This is a genomic window from Streptosporangium sp. NBC_01469 (assembly GCF_036227305.1).
In the GTDB taxonomy this organism is placed as follows: domain Bacteria; phylum Actinomycetota; class Actinomycetes; order Streptosporangiales; family Streptosporangiaceae; genus Streptosporangium.
In genome coordinates this window covers 4,244,353-4,269,856 of record NZ_CP109465.1, presented here as the reverse complement: position 1 = coordinate 4,269,856, position 25,504 = coordinate 4,244,353, and the positions used below count along the sequence as shown (strand labels likewise).

20 protein-coding genes are annotated in these 25,504 nt (G+C 71.3%); 8 read left to right on the top strand and 12 right to left on the bottom strand.

The features are described 5' to 3' along the window. Positions 1–3: 3 nt before the first annotated feature. The 5 genes from gcl to sucC all read right to left on the bottom strand — a co-directional run bounded on the left by gcl (position 4) and on the right by sucC (position 5,708). Positions 4–1,734, bottom strand: coding sequence for a glyoxylate carboligase (gene gcl, locus OG587_RS19140; RefSeq protein ID WP_329092144.1), 1,731 nt, complete (start codon positions 1,732–1,734; stop codon positions 4–6). After that, on the bottom strand, positions 1,731–2,600 hold the full coding sequence (locus OG587_RS19135; protein ID WP_329092142.1) for a 2-hydroxy-3-oxopropionate reductase: 870 nt from the start codon (positions 2,598–2,600) through the stop codon (positions 1,731–1,733). The genes gcl and OG587_RS19135 overlap by 4 nt, the downstream gene beginning before the upstream one ends. A gap of 141 nt (positions 2,601–2,741) precedes the next feature. Continuing rightward, complete coding sequence (locus tag OG587_RS19130) at positions 2,742–3,527, bottom strand: hydroxypyruvate isomerase family protein (RefSeq protein WP_329092140.1); 786 nt, start codon at positions 3,525–3,527, stop codon at positions 2,742–2,744. After that, a complete protein-coding gene (gene sucD / locus OG587_RS19125) occupies positions 3,524–4,465 on the bottom strand; it encodes a succinate--CoA ligase subunit alpha (RefSeq protein WP_329092138.1) in 942 nt (313 codons plus the stop codon). The genes OG587_RS19130 and sucD overlap by 4 nt, the downstream gene beginning before the upstream one ends. 79 nt (positions 4,466–4,544) lie before the next feature. Next, complete coding sequence (gene sucC, locus OG587_RS19120) at positions 4,545–5,708, bottom strand: ADP-forming succinate--CoA ligase subunit beta (RefSeq protein ID WP_443075588.1); 1,164 nt, start codon at positions 5,706–5,708, stop codon at positions 4,545–4,547. Positions 5,709–5,807: 99 nt separating this feature from the next. On the opposite strand from sucC, the gene OG587_RS19115 reads away from it, so the two are divergent. From OG587_RS19115 to OG587_RS19105, 3 genes are all read left to right on the top strand, one after another. Continuing rightward, on the top strand, positions 5,808–7,121 hold the full coding sequence (locus OG587_RS19115; protein WP_329092136.1) for an MFS transporter: 1,314 nt from the start codon (positions 5,808–5,810) through the stop codon (positions 7,119–7,121). 127 nt (positions 7,122–7,248) lie between these two features. Continuing rightward, positions 7,249–7,998, top strand: a complete 750-nt coding sequence (locus OG587_RS19110; protein ID WP_329092133.1) for a GntR family transcriptional regulator — start codon at positions 7,249–7,251, stop codon at positions 7,996–7,998. 662 nt (positions 7,999–8,660) lie between these two features. Further along, positions 8,661–8,849 carry a hypothetical protein gene (locus OG587_RS19105; protein ID WP_329092132.1) on the top strand — a complete coding sequence of 63 codons (189 nt, stop codon included), beginning with the start codon at positions 8,661–8,663 and terminating at the stop codon, positions 8,847–8,849. Between the two features lie 55 nt (positions 8,850–8,904). Here OG587_RS19105 and OG587_RS19100 read toward each other — a convergent pair whose 3' ends face one another. The 7 genes from OG587_RS19100 to OG587_RS19070 form a co-directional block, all read right to left on the bottom strand. Continuing rightward, positions 8,905–9,990, bottom strand: a complete 1,086-nt coding sequence (locus tag OG587_RS19100; RefSeq protein ID WP_329092130.1) for a TerC family protein — start codon at positions 9,988–9,990, stop codon at positions 8,905–8,907. Further along, positions 9,987–10,502, bottom strand: coding sequence for a hypothetical protein (locus tag OG587_RS19095; protein WP_329092128.1), 516 nt, complete (start codon positions 10,500–10,502; stop codon positions 9,987–9,989). The genes OG587_RS19100 and OG587_RS19095 overlap by 4 nt, the downstream gene beginning before the upstream one ends. 10 nt (positions 10,503–10,512) lie before the next feature. Next, positions 10,513–12,018 carry an Nramp family divalent metal transporter gene (locus tag OG587_RS19090; RefSeq protein ID WP_329092126.1) on the bottom strand — a complete coding sequence of 502 codons (1,506 nt, stop codon included), beginning with the start codon at positions 12,016–12,018 and terminating at the stop codon, positions 10,513–10,515. A 71-nt stretch (positions 12,019–12,089) separates the two neighbouring features. Further along, a complete protein-coding gene (locus OG587_RS19085) occupies positions 12,090–14,225 on the bottom strand; it encodes an acetate--CoA ligase family protein (protein ID WP_329092124.1) in 2,136 nt (711 codons plus the stop codon). Then, positions 14,225–15,448, bottom strand: a complete 1,224-nt coding sequence (frc, locus tag OG587_RS19080) for a formyl-CoA transferase (RefSeq protein ID WP_329092122.1) — start codon at positions 15,446–15,448, stop codon at positions 14,225–14,227. The genes OG587_RS19085 and frc overlap by 1 nt, the downstream gene beginning before the upstream one ends. A 10-nt stretch (positions 15,449–15,458) precedes the next feature. Beyond that, positions 15,459–17,150 carry a thiamine pyrophosphate-binding protein gene (locus OG587_RS19075; RefSeq protein ID WP_329092120.1) on the bottom strand — a complete coding sequence of 564 codons (1,692 nt, stop codon included), beginning with the start codon at positions 17,148–17,150 and terminating at the stop codon, positions 15,459–15,461. A 78-nt stretch (positions 17,151–17,228) separates the two neighbouring features. Continuing rightward, a complete protein-coding gene (locus tag OG587_RS19070; RefSeq protein ID WP_329092117.1) occupies positions 17,229–18,644 on the bottom strand; it encodes a molybdopterin molybdotransferase MoeA in 1,416 nt (471 codons plus the stop codon). A gap of 72 nt (positions 18,645–18,716) precedes the next feature. On the opposite strand from OG587_RS19070, the gene OG587_RS19065 reads away from it, so the two are divergent. The 5 genes from OG587_RS19065 to fdhD are packed head-to-tail and all read left to right on the top strand — an operon-like array spanning position 18,717 to position 25,498. Next, on the top strand, positions 18,717–19,706 hold the full coding sequence (locus tag OG587_RS19065; protein ID WP_329092115.1) for a 2-dehydropantoate 2-reductase: 990 nt from the start codon (positions 18,717–18,719) through the stop codon (positions 19,704–19,706). A 46-nt stretch (positions 19,707–19,752) separates the two neighbouring features. Further along, positions 19,753–21,687, top strand: a complete 1,935-nt coding sequence (locus OG587_RS19060) for a molybdopterin oxidoreductase family protein (protein ID WP_329092114.1) — start codon at positions 19,753–19,755, stop codon at positions 21,685–21,687. Between the two features lie 7 nt (positions 21,688–21,694). After that, a complete protein-coding gene (locus tag OG587_RS19055; RefSeq protein WP_329092113.1) occupies positions 21,695–23,716 on the top strand; it encodes an NAD(P)H-dependent oxidoreductase subunit E in 2,022 nt (673 codons plus the stop codon). After that, a complete protein-coding gene (locus OG587_RS19050) occupies positions 23,713–24,672 on the top strand; it encodes a 2Fe-2S iron-sulfur cluster-binding protein (protein ID WP_329092112.1) in 960 nt (319 codons plus the stop codon). Before OG587_RS19055 ends, OG587_RS19050 begins: the two co-directional genes overlap by 4 nt. Next, positions 24,665–25,498 (top strand): formate dehydrogenase accessory sulfurtransferase FdhD, encoded by an 834-nt coding sequence (fdhD, locus tag OG587_RS19045; protein ID WP_329092110.1) that lies wholly within the window; start codon positions 24,665–24,667, stop codon positions 25,496–25,498. The genes OG587_RS19050 and fdhD overlap by 8 nt, the downstream gene beginning before the upstream one ends. Positions 25,499–25,504: the final 6 nt, after the last annotated feature.

The following is a 25,504-nucleotide window of genomic DNA, read 5'->3' as shown; positions in this document are numbered from 1 at the left end:
TCCTCAGTCGGACCAGTCGATGGCCAGGGCGAGCTCCTGCTCGGGCAGCGGCTCGAACTCCTTGATCGCGTCGAGTGAGGGGCCCATGGCCGCGTTGGCCTCTCTCTCGACCATGACCTCGACCAGCACCGGGAGCTGCCGGCGCTCCGACTCGGCACTCGCCCAGGCCAGCGCGTCGCCGATCTCGCAGGGCAGCTCGACGCGCCGGGCCGGGCAGCCGAACGCCTCCATGAGCTTCACGTGGTCGACCCCGCCCTCGCCGTAGTGGAGGTCGACGGCGTAGTTCATGTCATAGGGGATCTCGGCCTGGCGGATGAGCCCGAGATACTCGTTGTTGATCATCACGATGACGAACGGGATGCGGTACTGGGCGGCGACGGCGATCTCCTCCATCAGGAACTGGAAGGAGTAGTCGCCCGCCACGGCCACCACCTGCCGCTCCGGATAGGCGCACTTGACGCCCATCGCGGCGGGCACCTCCCAGCCCAGCGGCCCGGCCTGCCCGCAGACGAGGTAGCGGCGCGGGAGGTAGGTCTTCTGGAACTGCCCCGACCAGATCTGGTAGAGGCCGATCGCGGTGACGAACGTCGTGTCGGGCCCGTAGAAGTCGTTCAGCTCCCGGAAGACCCTCGGCGGCTTGATCGGCACGTCGTCGAAGTCGTCGCGCCGCAGCAGCGTGCCGCGCAGCTCGGCGACCCGCGCTGGCCACCGTCCCGGACGGCGGGCCTTGGTGCGGCTGCTCGCCTCCCCCGCCATCGCCGCCAGCGTGGGCCGGGCGTGGCCGACCACGCCCAGGTCGGGCTCGAAGACCTTGCCGATCTGGGTGGGCTCGATGTCGACGTGGATGAACTTGCGCCCCCGGCGGTAGGTGTCGAGGTCACCGGTGTGCCGGTCGCCGAACCTGGCACCCACCGCCAGCACCAGGTCGCTCTCCAGCAGCGCCGCGTTGCCCCAGCGCGTCTGGGTCTGGATGCCCGCCATGCCGGCGAACAGCGGGTGGTCCTCGGGGAAGGCGCCCTTGCCCATCAGCGTCACCTGGACGGGAATCTGCAGGTGCTCGGCGAGCGCGCGCAGCTCGGCGTCGGCGTCGGCGATGACGACCCCTCCGCCGGCCAGGATGAGGGGCCGCTGGGCGCCCATGAGCAGGTCTATCGCCGCCCGGATCGCCAGGGGCCTGGGCTGCGGGACCTCCACCGGGAGCGGGGTGTCGATCTCCCTGTCGTACAGGCAGGTGCCGCGTTGCACGTCGATCGGCAGGTCGATCAGGACGGGGCCGGGGCGCCCGGACCTGGCGATCCTGAAGGCCTCCCTGAACACCCACGGGGCCTGGGCCGGCTCCTTGAGCTGGACCGCCCACTTGGTGACAGGCTTGGCGATCTCCACGATGTCGACCGCCTGGAACGCCTCCTGGTGGAGCTTGTCGCGCGCCGCCTGCCCGGTGATGCAGATCATGGGAATGGAGTCGGCGAGGGCGGTGTAGAGGCCGGTGATCATGTTGGTGCCCGCCGGGCCCGAGGTGCCGATGCAGACGCCGACGTTGCCCGTGACCCGGGCCCAGCCGTCGGCGGCGTGCGTGCCTCCCTCCTCGTGGCGGACGGTGATGTTGCGAATGTCGCTGTGCTGGAGCGCCGCGTAGAGCGGGAGGATCGCCGCGCCCGGGATGCCGAAGACGGTGTCGACGCCTTCGGACTCCAGGACGGCCACCACGGCCTCCATGCAGGGGATCCGCTTCACTGGTTGATCCTTTCGATCACCTTGAGCAGGGCGGAGTGGTCAAGGGAGCCGTGCCCCTGGGCACGGGCCGCGGCGACGAGCTGGGCGACCAGCCCGGTGAGCGGGAGTGAGACGCCCGCCTCCCGCGCCGCGGCGATGGCGATGCCCATGTCCTTGTGGTGCAGGTCGATCCGGAACCCCGGCGCGAACTCGCGCCTGATCATGGAGTGCCGTTTCAGGTCGAGGATGCGGGAACCCGCCAGCCCTCCGGCCAGGACGTCGAGCCCGCTGCCGGGATCGACCCCCGAGGCCTCGAGCAGCACGATCGCCTCGGCGACCAGGCCGTAGATGCCCCCGACGACGAGCTGGTTGGCGGCCTTCACGGTCTGCCCCGCCCCCGCGGGACCCACGTGCACGATCGTCGTGCCGACGACCGCGAGGAGCGGGCGTACGGCCGCGAAGTCGACGGCGTCCCCGCCGACCATGATCGACAGGGTGCCGTCGACCGCGCCGCGCTCCCCTCCGCTCACCGGCGCGTCCAGCGCCCTGATGCCCTTGACGGCCGCGGCCTGCGCGACCCTGCGGGAGGTCTCGGGCCGCACGGTGCTCATGTCGATGTGGATCAGCCCCTCCCTCCCTCGCTGGAGCAGCCCGTCGTCGCCGAAGGCCACCTCCTCCACCTGGGGGGAGTCGGGCAACATGGTGATCACGACCTCCGCCTGCGCGATGGCCTCCGCCACGCTGCCCGCGGACTTGCCGCCGGCCACCGCGAGGGCGTCCATCCGCTCGGCGCTCATGTCGTAGCCGACGACGGTGTGCCCGGCTCTGACCAGATTGGCCGCCATCGGGCTGCCCATGATCCCCAGGCCGATGAATCCGATGTTCATGAGCGGCTCACCGCTCCTCCCTCTCTCAGCGTTCATCGAATACCTCCAAGGTGGAGACCCTGGGCCGCGGCCCGGGGGCGGAAAGCGCGGCCGGTCGCCGCGCGCGGTCCGGTGGTGTGCCCTGTGGAGCCGGTGGGGAGGTCAAGCGTTCCTCCAGCCGAAACTCTCGGCACTGGGGCCGGTGGGGCGGTATTCGAGCCCGACGTGGCCTCGGTATCCCGAGGTCTCCAGGCACTCGAAGATCTGGTCGTACGGCATGGCTCCGGAGCCCGGCTGCCCCCGGCCGGGGTCGTCGGCGATCTGGACGTGGCCGAACCGGTGGACGCTCCGGTCGATGAGCGTGAGCACGTCCTCGCCCATGCGGTGCAGGTGGTAGAGGTCGGCGAGGAAGGCCACGTTGCCCGCGCCCACCTGGTCGATCACCTCGAGGGCCGCGGCCGAGGAGGTGATCGGGTAGTCGGGGCTCTCGTAGGAGTTGAGCGCCTCGACCACGACCGTGGCGCCGACCCCCGCCGCCGCCTTCGCCGCCAGGGACAGGTTGGACAGCGCCAGGTCGCGCTGGGCCCGCGAGGACAGCCCGGCCACCCGGTTGCCGTAGAGGGCGTTGAGCACCCGGCAGCCGAGCGCTCCGGCCAGGCCCACCGCGACGTCGACGTTGGCCTGGAACCTGGCCGAGCCGTCGGGCCGCGACAGCAGGCCCCGCTCCCCCGCCGCCATGTCCCCGGCGTCGAAGTTGAGGCCGACCAGGCGCACCCCGGCCTCCTCGATCGCCCGCCGCAGGGCGTCGATCTCACGGTCGGCCGGGCAGGGGACGGCGAAGGGCCACCAGAGCTCGACCGCGTCGAAGCCCGCCTTGGCCGCCGCTGCGGGCCGCTCCAGCAGCGGCAGCTCGGTGAAGAGGATGGAGAGGTTGACGTCGAACTTCACGGCGCCTCCCCCACTCCCAGGGAGACCTTCGCGGGCGGCCCGTCCAGCGTGCCCAGCGCGGCCAGCGCCGACCGCATCAGGCGGGCGGTCTCGCTCGGGGTCTTGCCGACGCGGACGCCGACCTTCTCCAGGGCGTCCTTCTTGGCCTGGGCGGTGCCGGCCGAGCCGGACACGATCGCGCCCGCGTGGCCCATGGTCTTGCCCTCCGGGGCGGTGAAGCCCGCCACGTAGGCGACGACCGGCTTGGTGACGTGCTGCTCGATGTAGGCGGCCGCGCGCTCCTCGGCGTCGCCGCCGATCTCACCGATCATCACGATCGCGTCGGTGCCCGGGTCGTCCTGGAAGGCCTGCAGCGCGTCGATGTGGGTGGTGCCGATGACCGGGTCGCCGCCGATGCCGACCGCGGTGGAGAACCCGATGTCGCGCAGCTCGTACATGAGCTGGTACGTCAGCGTGCCCGACTTCGAGACCAGGCCGATGCGGCCCGCGCTGGTGATGTCGGCCGGGATGATCCCCGCGTTGGAGGCGCCGGGGCTGATCAGCCCCGGGCAGTTGGGGCCGATGATCCGGGTCCTGCCGCCCGCCGCCTGGGCGTGGCCCCAGAAGGCCAGCGTGTCGTGGACGGGGATGCCCTCGGTGATCACCACGCAGAGGCCGATCCCCGCGTCGACGGCCTCGATGACCGCCGCCTTGGCGAACCTCGGCGGCACGAAGACCACCGAGACGTCCGCCCCGGTCGAGGCGATCGCCTCGGCGACCGTGCCGAACACCGGGACTCCCCGCTCGGCGAAGTCGACCGTGCCGCCGCCCTTGCCGGGCGTGACGCCGGCCACCACGTCGGTGCCCGCCGCGAGCATCCTGGCGGTGTGCCGTCGTCCCTCCGCGCCGGTCATGCCCTGCACGACCACCTTGCTGTCGCCTGTCAAGAAGATCGCCATGCTTGCCACTCCCTCTCAGTGCTCGCGTGCCCTCCGTGGGCGGGACCGGCGGGCTCGCCGTGTCCGATGGTCGGCCCGCTCATGCCGCGGCGAGCCTGGCCGCCTCTTCGGCGGCGCCGTCCATGGTCGTGATCTGGCGGACCGCGGGGTGCGCTGCCTCGGTGAGGATCCGGCGGCCCTCCTCGGCGTTGTTGCCGTCGAGCCGCACGACGATGGGGCGGCTCAGGCCGCGGTCGCCGAGCAGCCCGAGCGCGGAGACGATGCCGTCGGCCACCGCGTCGCAGGCGGTGATGCCGCCGAAGACGTTGACGAGGACCGACTTGACGTCGGGGTCGGAGAGGATGATCTCCAGGCTGTCGGCCATTACCTGCGCGGACGCTCCGCCGCCGATGTCGAGGAAGTTGGCCGGGCGGACCCCGCCGAAGCGCTCCCCGGCCTGGGCGACGACGTCGAGGGTGCTCATCACCAGCCCCGCGCCGTTGCCGACGACCCCCACGCGGCCGTCGAGCTTGACGTAGTTGAGGCCCTTGGCCCTGGCCCGTGACTCGAGGCCGCCGTCGCCGGGCCCGGCGGTCAGGGCGGCGTGGTCGTGGCGGAAGGCCGCGCCCTCGTCGAGGCTGACCTTGCCGTCGAGGGCGAGGATCGCGCTCCCCGCCGTCCAGACCAGGGGGTTGACCTCGACCAGCAGGGCGTCCTCCTCCACCATGACCCGCCAGAGGCGGACCAGCACCTCGGCCACCGCGCTCTGCAGGTCGGAGGGGAAGCCGGCGCGGGTCACCAGCTCGCGCGCGGTGCCCTCGTCGATCCCGGACAGCGGGTCGATCGGCATCTTGACCAGCGCCCCGGGCTTGGTCGCGGCCACCTCCTCGATGTCCATGCCGCCGTGGACGGACGCCATGGCGAGGAAGCACCGGTTGGCCCGGTCGACGAGATAGGCCACGTAATACTCCTCGACCGGGACCGTGGCGGTCTCCACGAGCACGGTCTCGGCGATGTGGCCCTTGATGTCCATGCCGAGGATGTGCCGTGCCTCCTGCTCGGCGGCGGCGGGACCGGGGGCGGGCCGCACGCCCCCGGCCTTTCCCCTGCCGCCGGTCTTCACCTGGGCCTTGATCACGACCGGGACCCCGAGACCGGCCGCGATCGCGCGAGCGGCCTCGGGGGTGGCCACGACCTCGCCGATGGGGACGGGGACCCCGTGCCGCGCGAAGAGTTGCTTCGCCTCGTATTCGAACAGGTCCACGCGACCTCCCTGGATATGGTTCTTGTAGACGGTATACCGTATGGAAATCTACCCGTCCAGACCTCGACAGGGACTCCGGCGACGGATATTCCATACGGTATGGAGAAGACGCAGCTCGTACGAGACTGGCGGGGACGCGATTACCTCGTCGGCGACACCCCGCAGGATCTGATCAACCGTCCCCGGTCATGGATGTTCTGGCTCCCCTGGGCCGCCATGGCCTCCATCGGCGCCATGCAGTACGGCTACGCGGCGGCGGTGCCCGCCCTGGCGCAGGCGCGCGGCTGGCCGCTCGCCCAGACCCTGGCGCCACTGGCCGTCTGGATCATCTGCCAGGCCGCCGTCGCCCTGCCCACCGTCCTGCTGCTGCGGCGCGGCGCGCTCGGGATCCGCGTCGCGCTGTGGGCCGGCGCGCCGCTCAGCGCCGCCGCGCTGCTCACGGTGGCCTTCGCCCGCGACCTCCCCGTGGTCGTCGCGGGCTACGCCCTCCTCGGCGGCGTGGGCGCCGGACTGGTGTACGGCTCCTGCACCGAGGCCGTCGCCCGCTGGTACCCCGAGCGCCCGGCCGCGCGGGTGGGCTTCACCACCGGCGCCTTCGCCTATGGCACGGCCCCGCTCGCGGTGGTGGCCGGCCTCCCCGGAGACCCGGTGGGCGCGGAAAACACGCTCCAGCCGGTGTTCATCGTGGCGGCGGCCGTCGCGCTGGCCACGGTGGGCCTGGCGGCGGCCTTCGTACGCCTGCCGCCGCCGCACTGGTGGCCCGCCCACATCGACCCGCGCGCCTGGGCCGACGACCGGGTGGCGCTGCGCAGGGAGCCCCGGGCCGTCCGCCAGTTCTCCCTGGGTCAGGCGCTGCGCACCGGCTCGCTCCCCACCCTGGTGTCGATCCTGGTCTGCGCGGGGGCGGTCTCCATCTTCGACGTGGTCGCGCTGGCGACCTTCGGCGGCTTCTCCCCCTGGGCGGCGGTCGCCCTGCTCCTGGTGCTCAACGGAGCGGGACGCGCCTGCGCCGTGCTCGCCGCCGAGGTGACCGGACGGGGGCGCGCGCTCAGCGCCGTGCTGGCCCTGCTCTGCCTCGGGCAGCTGCTGCTGGCCTGGGGGGCGGTGACCGGGTCGGCCGTCATGATCCTGGTGGCGACGGTGCCCGCGGGCCTGGGCGGGGGCGCGTTCTATCCGCTCATCGCCAGCCTGGTCCGCGAATACTTCGGCGAGAGACACACCGCCTCGATCCACGGCGTGGTCTACAGTGCGAAGGCGGTCGCCGGGCTCGTCGGGGTCGGCCTCGCCGCTCTGGCCCTGACCTCGTCCGGGCACGCCGCGGCGTTCTTCCTCGCCGCAGGCCTGGTGCTGGCCGCCGCGAGCCTCAGCGCCACCCTGCGCCAACCTGGCCATCCGGTCACGCTTCCGGGGTGAGCGGTGATGTGATCAGGCTCACGACGGGCACTCTGTCCGAAACTGTATACTGTAGGCAGTCGACAACAGACAATGGGCTGGCCAGACGAGGGGCCGCCATATTTTCTCATCCTGGAGCTGAAGAGACATGGTGCGGTCGGAACTGGCGAACTCGGGAGCGGCGCCCAAGATCCCGCGCCCGACCACCCTCCGGGAGAGCGTTTTCGAGGCGATCCTGGAGCTCATCGTGAACGGGAGCCTCAGCCCCGGTCAGCACCTCGCGGAGAGCGAGCTCGCCGAGTTGCTCGGCGTGTCGCGCCAGCCGGTCCGCGAGGCGCTGCAGATGCTTAGCGGCGAGGGCTGGGTCGACCTCCGCCCCGGCCACGGGGCGTTCGTCCACGCGCCGACCGTGCAGGAGGCCGACCAGCTGCTCGCCGTACGCGCCCTGCTGGAGACCGAGTCGGCGCGGCTGGCCGCGCTCAACTCGGACGCCGCGGGCGTGGCCCGGCTGCGCGAGGTGTGCGCGCGCGGGCTCCGGGCCCTGGAGGCGGACGACATCGACGCCTCCGTGGCGGCCAACTCCGAGCTGCACGCGCTGGTCACCGAGCTGTCCGGAAACGCGGTTCTGGCGGAGCTGGCCTCCCAGGTCTCCCGCCGCGTGCGCTGGTACCACACACCGGTGGCCCGCCAGCGCGGCCGCGCCTCCTGGGAGGAGCACGACCAGCTGATCGACGCCATCGAGACCCGCGACGAGACCAGGGCCGCGGAGATCATGCGCGACCACACCGAGCACACCCGCTCCTCCTACCTGGAGCAGCGAGCCGCCGAGCCCGCCGAGCCGGAGGAGCCCGCGCCCACCGTCCGCCGCCGGCGCCCGCGCTCGCTCAGCGCGAGCTGACCCTCCGTTCCCCCGGCTCCGGCGCCCGGCGCGAGCCGCCCCTTCCCGGTCGGCGCGAGCCGATTCCGATCCCCTTCCCCGCTCCCCTGCTCGCGCTGGTCCGATCCGGCGCGAGCCGTCCCCTCCCGTGCTGGTTCGGTCCGGTACGGGCTGATCGCTGGAAACCCGCTCGTGCCGATCCGATCCGGCACGAGACGGTCCCGCGCGTCCCGGTCCGGAAAACACGTCCGGGAAAGCACGTCCGGGGAAACACGTCCGGGGAAACACGTCCGGGAGGCATGTCCAGGAAGCACATCCGGGAAGCACATCCGGGCAAGCGCGGACGAACCCATGCGGGCCGGCCTCCGGACCCCGCGGGCCGACACTAACAAATCGAACGAATCAAACGAACCGGCATCGGCCGATCACGCACGGGCCGGAGCCTGACAATCCAGCGGATCGGCAGGCGCTAATCCGGGCGGGCCGGCACCGGCTAATCCGTACCGACCGGCGCGGAAAAGCGCGGGCACCCCGCGCGGACCGGCACGGGATACGGCCGTTCCGGGGCCCTTCCCACCCGGCCCGAGCAGCTCACGGACCAGTTGACACAGAATTCACCGTTGGCCCGTTTGAGTGAAACACCCAGGGCAGATACTGAACGAAAGAATTGGTGGTGATGATCGATGAGAGCGTTTCTCAACAGGTTCCGCTTTCTCACCTCTGGATCAGCGGGTTATTCCGCCGACGGCCGGATGATGGGGATCGGCCTCGCGACGGCCATGCGGAAATACGGCTCGGCGGAGAACGCCGAGCGCCATCTGCGCCGCTGGGCGACCGAGCAGCGGACCGATGGGATCGACGTTCCCAAATGAGCGAGCGGGAGGCCTCCGCTGGGAAGACCACCCGCTCGCGACGGCCGGCCGCGCCTCAGCCGTCCGCGTGCGCCTCGCTCCGCTTCGCGGCGGGGTCGGCGGGATCGATGGCGCCGGGAGAAGCGGAGGGGTCGGTCACCGGGTCCGTGGGACCGGCCGCCGGATCCTCCGCGGAGCCGTTCTGGTCCGCCGGGGTGCGGCCGCGGTCGCTCCTCGACTTGAGGAGGCTGGCCACGGTGGTGATGGCCAGCGTGCCGATGATGACCCCGAGGGAGACCAGGATGGGAATCTCCGGCGCCCAGGAGACGCCGTCGTGGTGAAGTGCCTCGAAGATGAGCTTGACGCCGATGAAGGCCAGGACCACCGACAGGCCCTTGCTGAGATAGACCAGGCGATCGAGCAGTCCTCCGATCAGGAAGAACAGCTGCCGCAGCCCCATCAGCGCGAAGGCGTTGGCGGTGAACACCAGGTAGGGCTCCTTGGTCAGCCCGAAGATGGCCGGGATCGAGTCGAGGGCGAAGAGCAGGTCCGTGGTCCCGATCGCCACCATCACGATCAGCATCGGGGTGACGGCACGGCGGCCGTTGACCATCACGGAGAGCGACGAGCCGTGGTAGGTCTCCGTGGTGGGGACGACCCGCCTGACCGTGCGCAGCGCGATGTTCTCGGAAAACTCCGCCTCCTCCTCCTCATGACCGATGAGCTTCCACGCGGTGTAGATGAGGAAGGCGCCGAAGATGTAGAAGAGCCAGTCGAAGCGGGTCACGGCCTCCGCACCGGCGGCGATGAAGATGCCACGCATGAGGAGGGCCAGGACGATGCCGATCAGGAGCACCTTCTGCCGGTAGCGGTCCGGCACCGAGAAGCGGCTCATGATCAGCAGGAAGACGAACAGGTTGTCGACGCTGAGGGAGTACTCGGTGATCCAGCCCGCGAAGAACTCGCCGCCGTACGACGGTCCCGTGACCACCAGCAGCCCCACGCCGAAGGCGATGGCGAGCGACACGTAGAAGATCACCCAGAACGTGCACTCGCGGAACGAGGGCTTTCGCGGGTTGCGCGCCACGAGGTAGAAGTCAACGGCCAGCACGAGGCCGAAGCCGGCGATCGTGACCAGCCACACCCAGGTGGGAATGTTCAACGCGCTCCTTTCCGTGCGCGGCGGCGTTCCTTGGCGAGCCACAGCGCCTCAGCGTGCTCAACGTAGGCGGCGAACAGTTCGCGCGCCTGCGGATTGCGCTCTCTCAGGCGCATCAACCAGTGGGGCATGAGCCTCTCGTGCAACCAGAGGAAGCCGATCGCGAAGCCGAGGCTCACCATTGCCTGGTAGGCCAGGAATCCCGCCACCCCGCCGGGCAGGCTGACGTGACCGAAGACGGCCAGGCTGGTGGTCGTCTCCTGGAACAGCCGGGCCAGGGGGAAGCCGGCCAGCCAGTAGAGACCCGCGGGGGCGAACAGCCCCGGTCTGAACAGGTTCTGGCCGAGCAGAATGGAGTATCCGGCCCCGAGGAGGCCCAGGGGAAGGGCCAGCGTCACCGCGGAGATCGCGGCCCAGCCGGCGGGCTGCCCTGCGAGCAGGGTCAGCCCCCCGGCCATGGCGCCGGCGACGACTCCGATCAGCGCCCCGGGAAGGGCGAGTTCAGCTTGTCGCATCGGCACGGTCTCAGCCCACGACCACACCGAAGGCGAACAGGCTGTAGAGCAGCATCCCCAGATAGAAGACCGCCCCGAAGCCGATGATCAGGTTGGTCCAGATCTTCGGCCGGATCGGTTTGGGCAACATGCGGTTGTTCACCAGCAGGAGCGTCACGCAGTAGGCGCCCATGGCGAACGTGGACAGGAACGCCAGCGTGTCGAGGATCCCGCTCGGGCCGTCGGCCGGGCCGAACAGCAGGATCAGGATGCCGAACGCGATGACGCCCCACAGGAACCCGGCGTACAGGCGGGACATCCCGAACTTCTTCGCACCGCGTACGAAGTGGAAGCTCATGTCCGCCTGTCCCCTGGAGAAGGAGTCGAACAGGCCGAGGGTGGCGTTCAGCCCGATCAGCGCGATGAAGCCGAGGAAGACCCCGCCCAGCACCGAGCTGCCCGCGGAGGCGAAGGAGTCGGCCATCGCGTTCAGCGCCACCTCCCTGTCGCCCGACTCGATCACGGTGCGGACGCCGGGGGTGTTCCGTGCCGCCGCCTGGGCGATCACGGTGAAGGAGACGGTGACCAGCATCGTGATGCCCCAGAAGAGCAGAAGCGCGTCGAAGGTGACCCAGCGCCGCCACCCCTTCCACTTGCGCATCTCCTCGGGGTTGTTCGTGTCGAACATGAAGCCGCGCGAGGGCATGGCCTCTTCCTCGCCGGCGTGCCGGAGACCGCGGACGGCCGGGATGTGGGCGCCCATGCCGGCTCCGGAGTCACGCAGATGCAGGGTGTACCACATCTGCTGCATCCCGGACGGTCCGGCGAAGGCGATCGAGCCCACGATGACCGGGAACCAGGCCTCGGAGAGCGCCTGCTGCGGCAGGTAGCCGAAGGCGAACATCCCGGTGATCGTGCTCACCACGTCGCCCCAGGTGCCGACCATGGCCGCCACCACGGCGGTTCCGACGACGAGCGTGCCGATCAGGATCGACAGCACGCTCTCCAGCAGGTTGTAGATGACCTTCGCCAGGCTGAAGACGACGCCGACGAGTATCAGGCCCGCGATGGCCGTGATCAGCCATGGAATGCCGGTGATCTGCTCGAAGGCGGCGGCCCCCGCGGACAGATGACCCGGCCAGATGTAGACGAGGATCGCGACGACGAAGAAGAACCACATCAGGGGCTTGAAGACCCGGGCGGCGCCGAAGAAGATGCTCTCCCCGGTCGCCATGGCGTAGCGGGCCATCTCCAGCATGACCACGGCCTGGAGGGTGACTCCGATGAGGAACAGCCACCGGATCTCCGGCCCGAACAGCAGGACCAGCCGGGGCCACATGTACGACTCGCCCATGCCCACGCCGAGCGCGACGAGGAACACCGTCGGCCCGAGGATGTGGATCGACGGGGGAGCGTCGGGCAGGGTGCGTATGGGCATCGGCTCCAGCCCGCCCGCCCGCCATACTTTTTCTTCCTGGCCGGATGCGGCGGCGGCTTCGCCGGGCTCCGCTGCAGCCGGTGTTCTCGATGTGTCCACCTGCGGACCTCCTGGGGGGTTGGTTGATCCTGCGAGTGCCCCGATTCGCCCCCTCGCTCATGAAGCGCGGCTCAGCCGCGCAGCAACCCTGCGGCCCTGGCCCAGCGATACTTGGCGCCGAGCACGGCCACGGGCTTCTCCGTGGTGTACGGGTAGGCGATCACCCCGTTCGCGAAGAGATGGTCACAGGCCTGCTCGACCTCGGTGTCACCGGCCAGTGAGGCGACCACGGGCTTGTCGTTGCCCTTGGCCCGCTCCTCGGCCACGACCCGCGCGACCAGCTCGGCGAAGACCATCGGCGGGGTGATGATCGTGTGCCAGTAGCCGATCACCAGCGCGTGCACGCGGGGATCGGCCAGGCCCAGCCTGATGGTGTTCTCGTAGGTGCTGGGCGGTTCGCCACCGGTGATGTCGACGGGGTTGCCCGCCGCCCCGAAGGGCGGGATGTAGGCGCGGAAGGCCTCGTCGAGATCCGGCGGGATCTCCATGAGGGTCAGTCCGTTGTCGACGCAGGCGTCGGAGAGCAGCACTCCCGAGCCGCCCGCCCCGGTGATGATGACGACGTTCTCGCCCTTGGGCGTGGGCATCAGCGGTAGCGACCTGGCGTACTCGAGCATGTCGTTGAGGCCCGGGGCCCGCACGACGCCCGCCTGGCGAAGGATGTCGTCGTAGACCTTGTCGTCGCCGGCCAGCGCTCCGGTGTGCGAGCCCGCGGCCCGCGCGCCCATCGCGGTGCGCCCGGCCTTGAGCACGATCACCGGCTTCTTGGCGACCATCCGCTGGGCGGCCTCGACGAACCCGCGCCCGTCCTTGAGATCTTCCAGGTGCATGGCCACGCAGTTGGTGTTGTCGTCCTGCTCGAAGAAGGTGAGCAGGTCGTCCTCGTCGACGTCGGCCTTGTTGCCGACCCCGACGATCGCCGAGACGCCCATCCCGGTGGTACGGCTGAAGCCGAGGATGGCCATGCCGATACCACCGCTCTGCGAGGTCAGCGCGACCCCGCCCTTCACGTCGTACGGCGTGCAGAACGTGGCGCACAGGTTTTCCGGCGTGTAGTAGTAGCCGTAGATGTTGGGGCCGAGCATGCGCATGCCGTGCTTGCGGGCGATCTCGACGATCTCCTGCTGGCCCTCGACATTGCCCGTCTCGGCGAACCCGGACGGGATCATGATGGCTCCGGCCACCCCCTTGCGCCCGGCGTCCTCCAGCGCCGCGGGCACGAACTTGGCCGGGATGGCGAAGACCGCCACGTCGACCTCGCCCGGCACGTCGGCGATGCTCGGGTAGGCGGGCAGCCCGAGGATCTCCGAGGACTTCGGGTTGATCGGGTAGATGTGCCCCCGGTAGCCGCCGTTGATCAGGTTGCGCATGACCGAGTTGCCGATCTTGCCGGTCTCGCCGGAGGCTCCGATCACCGCGACGGCGCGCGGCTTGAAGATCCGGTTCATCCCGGTGAGGATCTCCTCCCGCGAGAGCCGGGCGGGCGCGACGACGGGGTCGGCGTCGAGAAGGATGCGCACGTCGGCGGCCGTCGCGCCGTCGGAGGTGGCGAAGACGGGGTTCAGGTCCACCTCCGCGATCTCGGGGAAGTCCCCGACGAGGGCGCCGACTCGCTCGATCATGTTCGACAGCGCCCCCCTGTCGGCCGCTTCGGCACCACGGACACCGCGCAGCACCTCCGCCGCCCTGATGTCGTCCAGCATCCCGAGTGCATCATCACCCGAGAGGGGGGCCAGCCGGAAGGTCACGTCCTTGAGGACTTCGACGAGCACCCCGCCGAGCCCGAAGGCGACGACCTTGCCGAAGGTCTGGTCGGTGACCGCACCGATGATCACCTCGTGCCCGGCGCCGACCATGGCCTGGACCTGGACGCCGTCGATCGACGCCTCGGGGTCGTACGAGCGCGCGGAGGCCACGATCCGGTCGTAGCCGGCGCGCACCGCGTCGAGGTCGGCCAGGCCGACGAGCACCCCGCCCGCCTCGGTCTTGTGCAGGATGTCAGGAGAGACGATCTTGAGCACCACCGGCAGGCCGATCTCCCCGGCGAGCGACACCGCCTCCTCGGCCGAGGTCGCCACCCCCTCGCCGGGGGTCGAGATGCCGTACGCCTGGCAGATCTTCCTGCCTTCGGGGGCGGTCAGCGCGGTGCGGCCCTCGACGCGGGCCTTGTCCAGCACCTCGCGTACGGCGGCCTGGTCATGCGCCATCAGATGACTCCGTTCGTCTTCAGGTCGGCCAGCTCGTCGGCGGACAGGCCGAGGCCGGCGTAGATCTCGGTGTTGTGCTCGCCGAGCAGGGGCGGTGCGGTGACGTCCACCGGCGAGTCGGACAGGTGCAGCGGGCTGCCGACCGTCACGAAGGAGCCGCGCTCGGGGTGGTCGACCTCGATCAGCGCGCCCTCCTGCCGCAGGCTCTCGTCCTCCAGCAGCTCCTTGGTGGACAGGATCGGGCCGCAGGGGATGTTGGCGGCGTTGAGCCGGTCGAGGACCTCCCACTTGTCGCGGGTGATGCTCCACTCCTCGATGAGCTGGAACATCTTGTCGAGGTTGGGAAGGCGCGCCTCGGGGGTGGCCCACTCGGGGTCGTCGCCCAGCTCGGGGCGGCCGATGATCCCGGCGAGCGGCGCCCAGCCGACCGGCTGCACGATGACGTAGATGTAGTCGTTGGGACCGCCGGGGGCGCACCGCACGGCCCAGCCGGGCTGGCCGCCGCCCGAGGCGTTGCCCGAGCGCGGCACCTCGTCGCCGAAGGTCTTGTTGGGGTATTCCGACAGGGGTCCGTGGCCGAGCCGCTGCTGGTCGCGGAGCTTCACCCGGCACAGGTTGAGCACCGCGTGCTGCATGGCCACCTGGACGCGCTGGCCGCGCCCGGTCTGCTCGCGCTGGTAGAGGGCGGCCAGGATGCCGGCCACGGCGTGGATGCCGGTGCCCGAGTCGCCGATCTGGGCGCCGGTGGCCAGCGGCGGGCCGTCCTCGAAGCCGGTGGTGCTCATCGAGCCGCCCATCGCCTGGGCGATCACCTCGTACGCCTTGAAACCGGCGTAGCGTCCCGGGCCGAAACCCTTGATCGAGGCGTAGACCAGCCGCGGGTTGAGCTCCTGGAGCCGGTCCCAGGAGAACCCCATCCGGTCGACCGCGCCGGGCCCGAAGTTCTCCACCAGGATGTCGGAGTCGCGCACCAGGTCGGTGAAGATCTGCTTGCCGCGGTCGCTCTTCATGTTGAGGGTGATGCTGCGCTTGTTGCAGTTCAGCATCGTGAAGTAGAGGCTGTCGACGCCGGGGACGTCGCGCAGCTGCTTGCGGGTGATGTCGCCGGAGGGCGCCTCCAGCTTGATCACGTCGGCGCCGAGCCAGGCCAGGAGCTGCGTACAGGACGGACCCGACTGCACGTGGGTCATGTCGAGGACGCGGACACCTTCCAGTGCCTTCATGGGGCCCCCCTCACTTGTACATGGTCTGGTTCATGGTTCCGGGCGCGTACACGTCCGGATCGACCCACACGTTGATCAGTGCGGGCTTGCCCGACTCGCGGGCCCGCTCCAGCGCGGGCCGGATGTCGGCGGGGTCCCTGACCTCCTCGCCGTGGCCGCCCAGCATCCGGGCGAACTCGTCGTATCTGACGTCGCCGAGGGTGTTGCCGACCCGGCCGCGGTTCTCGCCGTACTTGGCGGCCTGGCCGTAGCGGATCTGGTTCATCGACGAGTTGTTGCCGATGACGCCGATGAACGGCAGGTTGAAGCGGACCATCGTCTCGAAGTCCCAGCCGGTGAGGCTGAACGCCCCGTCTCCGAAGAGGCAGAGCACCTCCTTGTCGGGTTTGGCGTACTTGGCCGCCATGGCGAAGGCGACGCCGACGCCGAGGGTGCCGAGCGGCCCGGGGTCCATCCAGTGGCCGGGCGACTTGGGCTGGACGACCTGGCCGGAGAAGGTGACGATGTCGCCGCCGTCGCCGATGTAGATGGTGTCCTCGGTGATGAACTCGTTGATCTCGTGGACCAGGCGGTAGGGGTCGATCGGCTGTGAGCCGGACAGCTGGCGGGGCAGCCGCTTCTCGTAGGCCGCGGTCTCGACCGCGCGCAGCTCCTCCAGCCACTCCTTGCGCCGGGTCGCGCCGTTCTCGACGCGGCCCGAGGCGGCCTGGGTGGCCGCGGCCAGGATCAGCCCGGCGTCACCGACGATGCCCAGGTCGATGTCGCGGTTCTTGCCGACGGTGCGGTAGTCGAGGTCGATCTGGACCACCGTCGCCGAGGGCGACAGGCGCTTGCCGTAGCCCATCCGGAAGTCGAACGGGGTGCCGACGATGATGATCAGGTCGGCGTTGGTGAAGGCGTAGCGCCGGGAGAGCTGGAAGTGGTGCGGGTCGCCCGGGGGCAGCGTGCCGCGGGCCGAGCCGTTCATGTAGGCGGGGACGTTGAGCGCGCGGACGAAGTTGATCGCGTCGTCGGTGCCCCGGGTGGTCCAGACCTGGCTGCCCAGCAGGACGCAGGGCTTCTCCGCGTGGGCCAGCATGTCGGCGAGGCGCTCGACGGCCTCGGGGTCTCCGGCCTGGCGTACGGAGGCGCGGTAGCGGCCGGCCTCGGGGATGCGGGCCTTGGAGATCGGGACGCTGGCGTCGAGGACGTCGCGCGGGATCTCCAGGAAGGACGGCCCGGGAGCGCCGTGGTAGCACTCCCTGAAGGCCATCGAGACGATGTCGGCGACCCGCTCGGTCGAGGGGACCGTGGCCGCGAACTTGGTGATCGGGGTCATCATGTCGACGTGGGGAAGGTCCTGCAGCGAGCCCATCTTGTGCTGGCTCAGAGCCCCCTGCCCCCCGATGAGCAGCATGGGGCTCTCCGCCCTGAAGGCGTTGGCCACGCCGGTCACCGCGTCGGTGGTGCCCGGCCCCGCCGTCACGACCGCGCAACCCGGCTTGCCGGTGATCCTGGCGTAACCGTCGGCCGCGTGCGCCGCCACCTGCTCGTGGCGGACGTCGATGACCTCGATGCCCTCGTCGACGCAACCGTCGTAGATGTCGATGATGTGGCCGCCGCAGAGCGTGAAGATCACATCGATCCCCTCCGCCTTGAGCGCCTTCGCCACCAGGTGGCCTCCGGAGATGGTTTCCGGCGCCGTGTCCGCTGGCTGGGTCATTCTGGTGGTCCTCTCGATTGTGTTCTCCATACTGCATACCGTATGAGGGCAATGGTTACCCCCGGGGTCCGGCGATGTCTAGACCCTTTGTGCGGGTAGTGAGACAAGCTCGACCGGCTCGCCCCTCCACCCGGGCGGGACGACCGCGAGCGCTTCGGCGAGCGCGGCCCCCCACAGCGATCCCGGCCGGTCGTGCCCGACGGGCACCGCGCCACGCCCGCCGCGCCGCACCGCGACCATGCGGGTGTCGGCGTGGTGGGGCCGCACGTGACCGGTGAGCGCGGACCGCTCGCGCGGGGCCTCGGGCCCGCCCGCGAGCGCCCGGACCGCCGGGGCGAGCAACGTCAGCGCGGCGACCAGCGCGGCGTAGGGATTGCCCGGCAGCCCGGCCACCAGGCGCCCGTCGGGAAGCCTGGCGAGGAGTTGCGGGTGGCCCGGACGCACCGCGACACCGTCGACGAGGATCTCCGCCCCGAGCCCGGCGAGCACCGCCCTCAGGTGGTCGGCGGGCCCCTTCGACGAGGCGCCGCAGACCACGATCACCTGGCCCGGCGGCCCGTCCTGGGTCCCCGCGAGCGCGGCGGTCAGCGCCCGCGCCCCGTCGGGCAGCCACGACGGCGCCTCGGCCCGGCCGCCCGCCCACTCGACGAGCCCCGGCAGCATGGGACCGATCGCGTCACGCACCCGCCCCGGGCCCGGGAGCCCCAGCGTGACCACCTCGTCGCCCGTGACCAGCACGGACACCAGGGGTTTGGGCCGCACGCGGAGCACGTCGTGCCCGAGCCCGGCCGCGAGGCCGAGCACCGCGGGCGTCACGGCCGAACCGGCCGTGAGAACGACGGTCCCCAGCGGGCAGTCCTCGCCGCGCCGGCGGATGTGCCTGCCGGGCTCGACCGCCCCGGAAGGGGCCGACACCCACTCGCCGACCGGCCCGCCCGCCGTACGGGACTCCCCGCCCGGTGGCGCGAACCGGCCGAGCGGTGGCGTGAACCGGCCCGGTGGCGCGGACCGGCCGGGCACCCCGCCTCCCGGCGGCGGTGCGCCGGTCCGTACGGCCGCCTCGTAGGGCAGCACCGCCTCGGCGCCCTCTGGCACCGGGGCGCCGGTGGCGATCTCCACCGCCGTACCGGGCGCGAGCGCGGCCCCGTAGGCCGCGCCCCCTGCGAGCACGAGACCCGTGATCCGCCAGGGCGGATCGCCCGCGACCGCGTAGCCGTCCATCGCGGCCACGTCGGCGCCGGGCACCGGGACGAGGGCGCGCAGCGGCCCGGCCAGGCGGCAGCCGTACGCCAGGTGGAGGGGGAGGTCGACCGGGGAGAGCGGCCCCGCGGCGGACGCCGCGACCCGGCGGGCCGACTCCCACGGGAGCGCCTCCGCATGGGCGCCGCGGTGCGGTGCCCCCGCCGGTGACGGCGCTGGTGAGGGCCCCGGCGAGGACAGGGCGGCCGGATCTCGGGACGGGGCTTCGTGGACGGTGGATCTGAGGACGGCCATCGGCGACTCCTTGACCGGATTTTTTCCATACTGTATACCGAATGCACTATGGACGCGAGGACGGAGCCTCTTGTGAAAGTCGCTGTTCTTGGCGCCGGCGCCATCGGCGCCTACGTCGGCGCCGCCCTGTGCAGGGCAGGCGCCGAGGTGCATCTGATCGCCCGCGGAGAGCACCTCGCGGCGATGCGCAAATCGGGAGTGCGCGTGCTCAGCCCGCGCGGAGACTTCACCGCCCACCCCCACACCACCGACGACCCCCGTGAGATCGGCCCGGTGGACCACGTCTTCCTCGGCCTCAAGGCCAACTCCTACGCGGCGGCCGGACCCATGATCCAGCCGCTGCTTCACGAGACCACCGGCCTCATCGCGGCCCAGAACGGCATCCCGTGGTGGTATTTCCACCGGCTGCCCGGCCCCTACCAGGGCCATGTGATCGAGAGCGTCGACCCCGGCGGGGCGGTCACCTCCGCGCTGCCGCTGGAGCGCGCCATCGGATGCGTCGTCTACGCGGCGACGGAGATCGAGGCGCCCGGCGTGATCCGCCATCTGGAGGGCACCCGCTTCTCCATCGGCGAACCCGACGGCTCCCTCTCGTCACGCTGCGTCGACTTCAGCGCCGCCATGATCCAGGGCGGCCTGAAGTGTCCCGTCGAGGCCGATCTGCGGCGTGACATCTGGATCAAGCTCATGGGCAACATCGCCTTCAACCCGATCAGCGCGCTCACCCGGGCGACCATGGCGGGCATCTGCCGCCACCGCGGGACGCGCGACCTCGTCGTCACCATGATGCGCGAGACCGTCGACGTGGCCCGCCGGGTGGGCTGCGAGCCGGACATCTCGATCGAGCGCCGGATCGCGGGCGCCGAGCGGGCCGGTGAGCACAAGACCTCCACGCTCCAGGACCTGGAGAAGGGCAAGCCCCTGGAGCTCGACGTGCTTCTCGCCGCCGTCGTGGAACTGGCCGACCTGACCGGGGCCGAGGTGCCCACGCTGCGGGCGATCCACGCGGTCGCCGACCTCCTGGACGAGCGGGTCCGGGAAAATCTTGCCGCCGCCAGTTGATGCGACATACCGTAGACTGTATACAGGACTGTCGAAAGGATGGGGTATGAAGAGGGACCGCGGGGACCGCGCCGAGCACTACGACCGGCTCACCCATCCCCTTGTCCGTGAAAACGGCGTGCTGCGCCGCGCCACCTGGGACGAGGCGCTGCGACGGGCCGCAGAGGGCTTCCGCCGCAACGTCGAGGCACACGGGCCGGACGCCTTCGCGATGCTGTCGTGCGCCCGCTCCACCAACGAGATGAACTACGTGGGCCAGAAGTTCACCCGGGTCGTGATAGGCACCAACAACGTCGACTCCTGCAACCGCACCTGCCACGCCCCGAGCGTGGCGGGCCTGTCCGCGGCCTTCGGCAGCGGCGGCGGCACCTCCTCCTACCAGGAGGTGGAGGACGCCGACGTGATCGTGATGTGGGGCTCGGCGGCACGCAACGCGCACCCGATCTTCTTCCACCACGTGCTCAAGGGGATAAGAAAGGGCGCCCGCATGTTCGCGGTCGACCCCCGCCGCACGGGCACCGCCGAGTGGGCCGACCTCTGGATGGGCCTCAACGTGGGCACCGACATCCCCCTGGCGCACGCGGTGGGCCGGGAGATCATCCACGCGGGGCTGCACAACGTCTCGTTCATCGAGCGCGCCACCGAGGGCTTCGAGGAGTACGCCGCCTCGGTCGAGCCGTGGACGCTCCCGGTGGCCGAGCAGGTCACCGGGGTGCCCGCGGCCGCCATCCGGGAGCTCGCGCACGCCTACGCCAGGGCCGACCGGGCCCAGCTGTGCTGGACGCTCGGCATCACCGAGCACCACAACGCCACCGACAACGTGCGCGCCCTCATCAACCTGGCGCTGCTCACCGGCCACGTCGGCCGCTACGGTTCGGGTCTGTCCCCGCTGCGCGGCCAGAACAACGTGCAGGGCGGCGGCGACATGGGCGCGATCCCCAACCGGCTGCCCGGCTTCCAGGACATCCTCGACCCCGAGATCCGCGGCAAGTTCGAGCAGGCGTGGGACAAGCCCATCCAGCCGCGCTACGGCCTCAACCTCACCGAGATGCTGGAGGCGATGGCCGAGGGCGAGGTCACCACCTGCTACCTCATCGGGGAGAACCCGGTGCAGTCCGAGGCCGACTCGCTGAGCTGCATCAAGCGGCTCAGCATGCTCGACCACCTGGTCGTGCAGGACATCTTCCTGACCAAGACCGCCCAGATGGCCGACGTGGTGCTGCCGGCGGGCGCGGCCTGGTGCGAGAGCGAGGGCACCTTCACCAACAGCGAACGGCGGGTGCAGCGGGTCCGCAAGGCGCTCGATGCGCCGGGCGAGGCCCGCGACGACATCTGGATCCTCTGCGAGCTCGCCCGCCTCCTGGGCCACGACTGGAACTACACCGGCGCCGAGGAGGTCTGGAACGAGCTCCGTGCCCTCTCCCCCGCCCACACCGGCATGACCTACGACAGGCTCGACAGGCTCCAGGGCATCCAGTGGCCCTGCCCGTCGGAGGACTCCCTCGAACCGCCCTTCCTGCACGGGCGGCTCTGGGAGACCGACCTGGCCCGGCGGGGCAGAGCAGCGCCGTTCGCGGTGCTCAGACACTCCCCACCGGTCGACCTGCTCGACGACGAATACCCCCTGCGGCTCACCACCGGCCGCCGTCTCGACTCCTACAACACCGGCGTGCAGTCGTCCGGGTTCGCCTCACCGCTGCGCAGGGGCGAGAACATCGAGCTCTCCCCCGAGGACGCCGCGCGGCTGGGGGTGAGTCCCGGCGAGGAGGTCAGGATCAGCTCCCGGCGCGGCTCGGTCATCGCCCCCGTCTACGTCGACCCGGCCCTCCGTCCCGGCCTGGTCTTCATGACGATGCACTTCCCCGACGAGGTCGACACCAACGCCCTCACCATCGAGGCCACCTGCCCGATCGCGGGCACCGCCGAGTTCAAGGCCGCCGCCGTGCGCGTCGACAAGCTCGTACCCGCGAAGGCCGGGTGAAGGGGGAGTGGATCTCCGGTTCAGCGACGCCGAACCTTCGGCCGAGGAGCGCGCCGCGATCGACGCGTTCCTCGGCGCCCCCACGACGGGCTGGGAGGGTGGCATCCGCTCCGACGGCGACCTGCGGGTCGCCGTCGGCGGGCACGAGGCCCGTGACCGGCGCGACCTGCTGCTCCCCGCGCTGCACGCGGTCAACGACAGGATCGGCTGGATCAGCGAGGGCGCTCTCGACTACATCTGCCGCCGCCTGACCGTGCCGCCCGCCGAGGCGTACGGGGTGGCGACGTTCTACTCGCTGTTCTCGACGAAGCCGCGACCGGCGCGGGTGCTGCACGTCTGCACCGACCTGGCCTGCCAGGCGCGCGGCGCCGACGCGGTGCGGCGAAGCACCGAGGAGAGGCTCGGGCCGCCCGGCATGTCCTGGCAGCCGAGCCCCTGCCTCGGCCTGTGCGAGCGGGCACCCGCCGCGCTGGCCCTGCAGGCCGGCGAGTTCCCCGGGGCGACCGTGTACGGCCCCGCCGAACCGGCACCGGCTCCCACCGGCGGCGCCAACGGAAGCGGCGGTGCCAACGGAAGCGGTGCGGCCAACGGAGCCGGCCAGGCCCACGACGCCGACGGCGCGGCAGGCACGAGCGGCACGGGCACCACCGGCACCACGAGCGGCGCAGGCGCCGGCGGCGCGGGCCGGGCGCAGGATCTCAGCAGGCTCGGTGGCCTCAGCGGCATGGACGCCACCGGCGGCCCCGCCCTGGCCGAGCGCGCGGAGCCTCCCGCCGAGCACGCCGTCCCGCAGGCGGGCGACCCCTCCCTCGTGCTGCTGCGCCGGGTGGGAATCGTCGACCCGGCGAGCCTGGACGACTACCGGGCCGAGGGCGGCTACGCCGCGCTGCGCGAGGCCGTCAGGATCGGTCCCGCCGGAGTCATCCGCGAGGTGCTCGAATCCGGCCTCGTCGGGCGGGGCGGCGCGGCGTTCCCCACCGGGCGCAAGTGGGAGGCCACGGCCCGCCAGCTCGACCACCCCCACTACCTGGTCTGCAACGCCGACGAGAGCGAGCCGGGCACCTTCAAGGACCGCGTGATCATGGAGGGTGACCCGTACGCGCTGGTGGAGGCGATGACCATCGCCGCGTACGCCACCGGCTGTCCCAAGGGCTACCTCTACATCCGCGGGGAGTATCCCCGGGCGATCGGCCGGATGGCCCACGCCATCGACGTCGCCCGCGCACGCGGCCTGCTCGGGGCCGACGTCATGGGACAGGGCTTCGCCTTCGACATCGAGATCAGGCGCGGCGCGGGCGCCTACATCTGCGGCGAGGAGACCGCGATCTTCAACTCGATCGAGGGCTTCCGCGGCGAACCGCGCAGCAAGCCGCCCTTCCCCGTGGAGAAGGGCCTGTTCGGCAAGCCCACCGTGGTCAACAACGTCGAGACGCTGGTCAACGTGCTGCCCATCCTCGCCGGTGGGGCCGCCGCCTACGCGGCGACCGGCACGGAGGGCTCGACGGGCACCAAGCTGTTCTGCGTCTCGGGCACGGTCGCCAAGCCGGGTGTCTACGAGCTGCCGTTCGGCGCCACCCTGCGCGAGCTGCTCACGCTGTCCGGGGGCGCGACCGGGACGCTCCGGGCGGTGCTGCTGGGCGGCGCGGCCGGCGGGTTCGTCCGCCCGGACGAGCTCGACGTCCCGCTGACCTTCGAGGGCACCCGGGCGGCCGGCACGACCCTGGGTTCGGGTGTGGTCCTGGTGCTCGACGACAGCGTCGACCTGGCCCACATCCTCCTGCGCATCGCGGAGTTCTTCCGCGACGAGTCGTGCGGGCAGTGCGTGCCCTGCCGGGTGGGCACCGTACGGCAGGAGGAGGCCCTGCACCGGCTGAGCCGCAGGCCCACGGCCGGCGACATCGCGCTGCTGCGGGAGGTCGGCCAGGCCATGCGCGACGCCTCGATCTGCGGGCTCGGCCAGACCGCCTGGAACGCCGTCGAGTCGGCCATCGACCGGCTGGGCGTCTTCTCCCCCTCGGAGGCATCATGAGTGTTCCCCTGCAGCCGCCCCGGCGGCTGATCGAGATAACCGTCGACGGCGACCCGGTCCGGGTGCCGGAGGGCTCGACCGTGCTGGACGCCTGCTCGGCGGCGGGCAAGGACATCCCGACCCTCTGCTACGGCGACACCCTCACCCCGAAGAACGCCTGCCGGGTCTGCGTGGTCGAGGTCGAGGGCGCCCGTACGCTCGCCCCCGCCTGCTCGCGCAGGGCCGAGCCCGGCATGGTCGTCGGCACCGCGACCGAGCGCGCCCGGCACAGCCGCAAGATCGTCCTGGAGCTGCTGGCCTCGACGGCCGACCTGTCCACCACGCCGCGCGCGGCCGAGTGGATCGAGGAGTACGGCGCGCGGCCCGACCGCTTCGGCGAGGAGGCCGCCACGGTCGCGCAGCCCGCGAAGGTCGACAACGACCTCTACGTGCGCGACTACTCCAAGTGCATCCTCTGCTACAAGTGCGTCGACGCCTGTGGCGACCAGTGGCAGAACAGCTTCGCCATCTCGGTCGCCGGGCGGGGCTTCGACGCGATGATCTCGACCGAGCACGACGCCCCGCTCACCGACTCGGCCTGCGTCTACTGCGGCAACTGCGTGGAGGTCTGCCCCACCGGGGCGCTGTCGTTCAAGAGCGAGTTCGACATGCGCGCCGCGGGCAGCTGGGACGAGTCCCGGCAGACCGAGACGACGACGATCTGCAGTTACTGCGGGGTCGGCTGCAACCTGACCCTGCACGTGCAGGACAACCGGATCGTCAAGGTGAGCTCGCCGCACGACAACCCGGTCACCCACGGCAACCTGTGCATCAAGGGCCGTTTCGGCTTCCAGCACGTCCAGAACGTGGCCTCCCAGGAGGACGCGATCCCCGTCTCCGGCCCTGTGTCCAGCTCTGTCTCCGGCTCTGCCCCAGGCTCCGTTCCCGGCGCGCGGACGGCCCCGGCCGATGGGTAGGGTCACCGTCAAACGCCGGGTCCTGCGGCTGCGGGAGACCGCGGCCGCCCATCGGGTCGACGTGCTGGCGGCCGAGGAGCCGCTGGAGATCCGGCTCGACGGGCGGCCGCTCACGATCACCATGCGCACGCCGGGCGACGACTTCGACCTGGCGGCGGGCTTCCTGGTGAGCGAGGGAGTGGTCACCTCCGCCGAGGAGGTCACCGCGATCCGCTACTGCGCGGGCGCCACCGCCGACGGCGCCAACACCTACAACGTGCTCGACGTCAGGCTGGCGGCGGGCACGTCCCCGCCGGCGACCTCGCTGGAGCGCAACTTCTACACCACCTCCTCGTGCGGGGTGTGCGGCAAGGCCTCGCTCGACGCGGTCCGCACGGTCGCCAAGTGGCGGGTGGACGGCGACCCCGCGCCGGTGACGGCCGAGGTGATCGCGGCGCTGCCCGACCGGCTCCGCGCGGCCCAGCGGGTGTTCGACCGGACCGGCGGGCTGCACGCCGCGGGCCTGTTCACGCTCGGCGGCGACGCGCTCTGCGTGCGCGAGGACGTGGGCCGGCACAACGCGGTGGACAAGCTGGTGGGCTGGGCGCTGCGCGACGGACGTCTGCCGCTCGCCTCGACCGTGCTCATGGTGTCGGGACGCGCCTCCTTCGAGCTGGTCCAGAAGGCGGTGATGGCCGGCATCCCGATCCTCGCCGCCGTCTCGGCCCCCTCCTCGCTGGCCGTGGAGCTGGCCGCCGAGGCGGGGCTGACACTCATCGGGTTCGTCAGGGGCAGCTCGATGAACGTCTACACCGGGGAAGGACGCGTCGGCCTGGTCCCCGGCTGAGCTCGG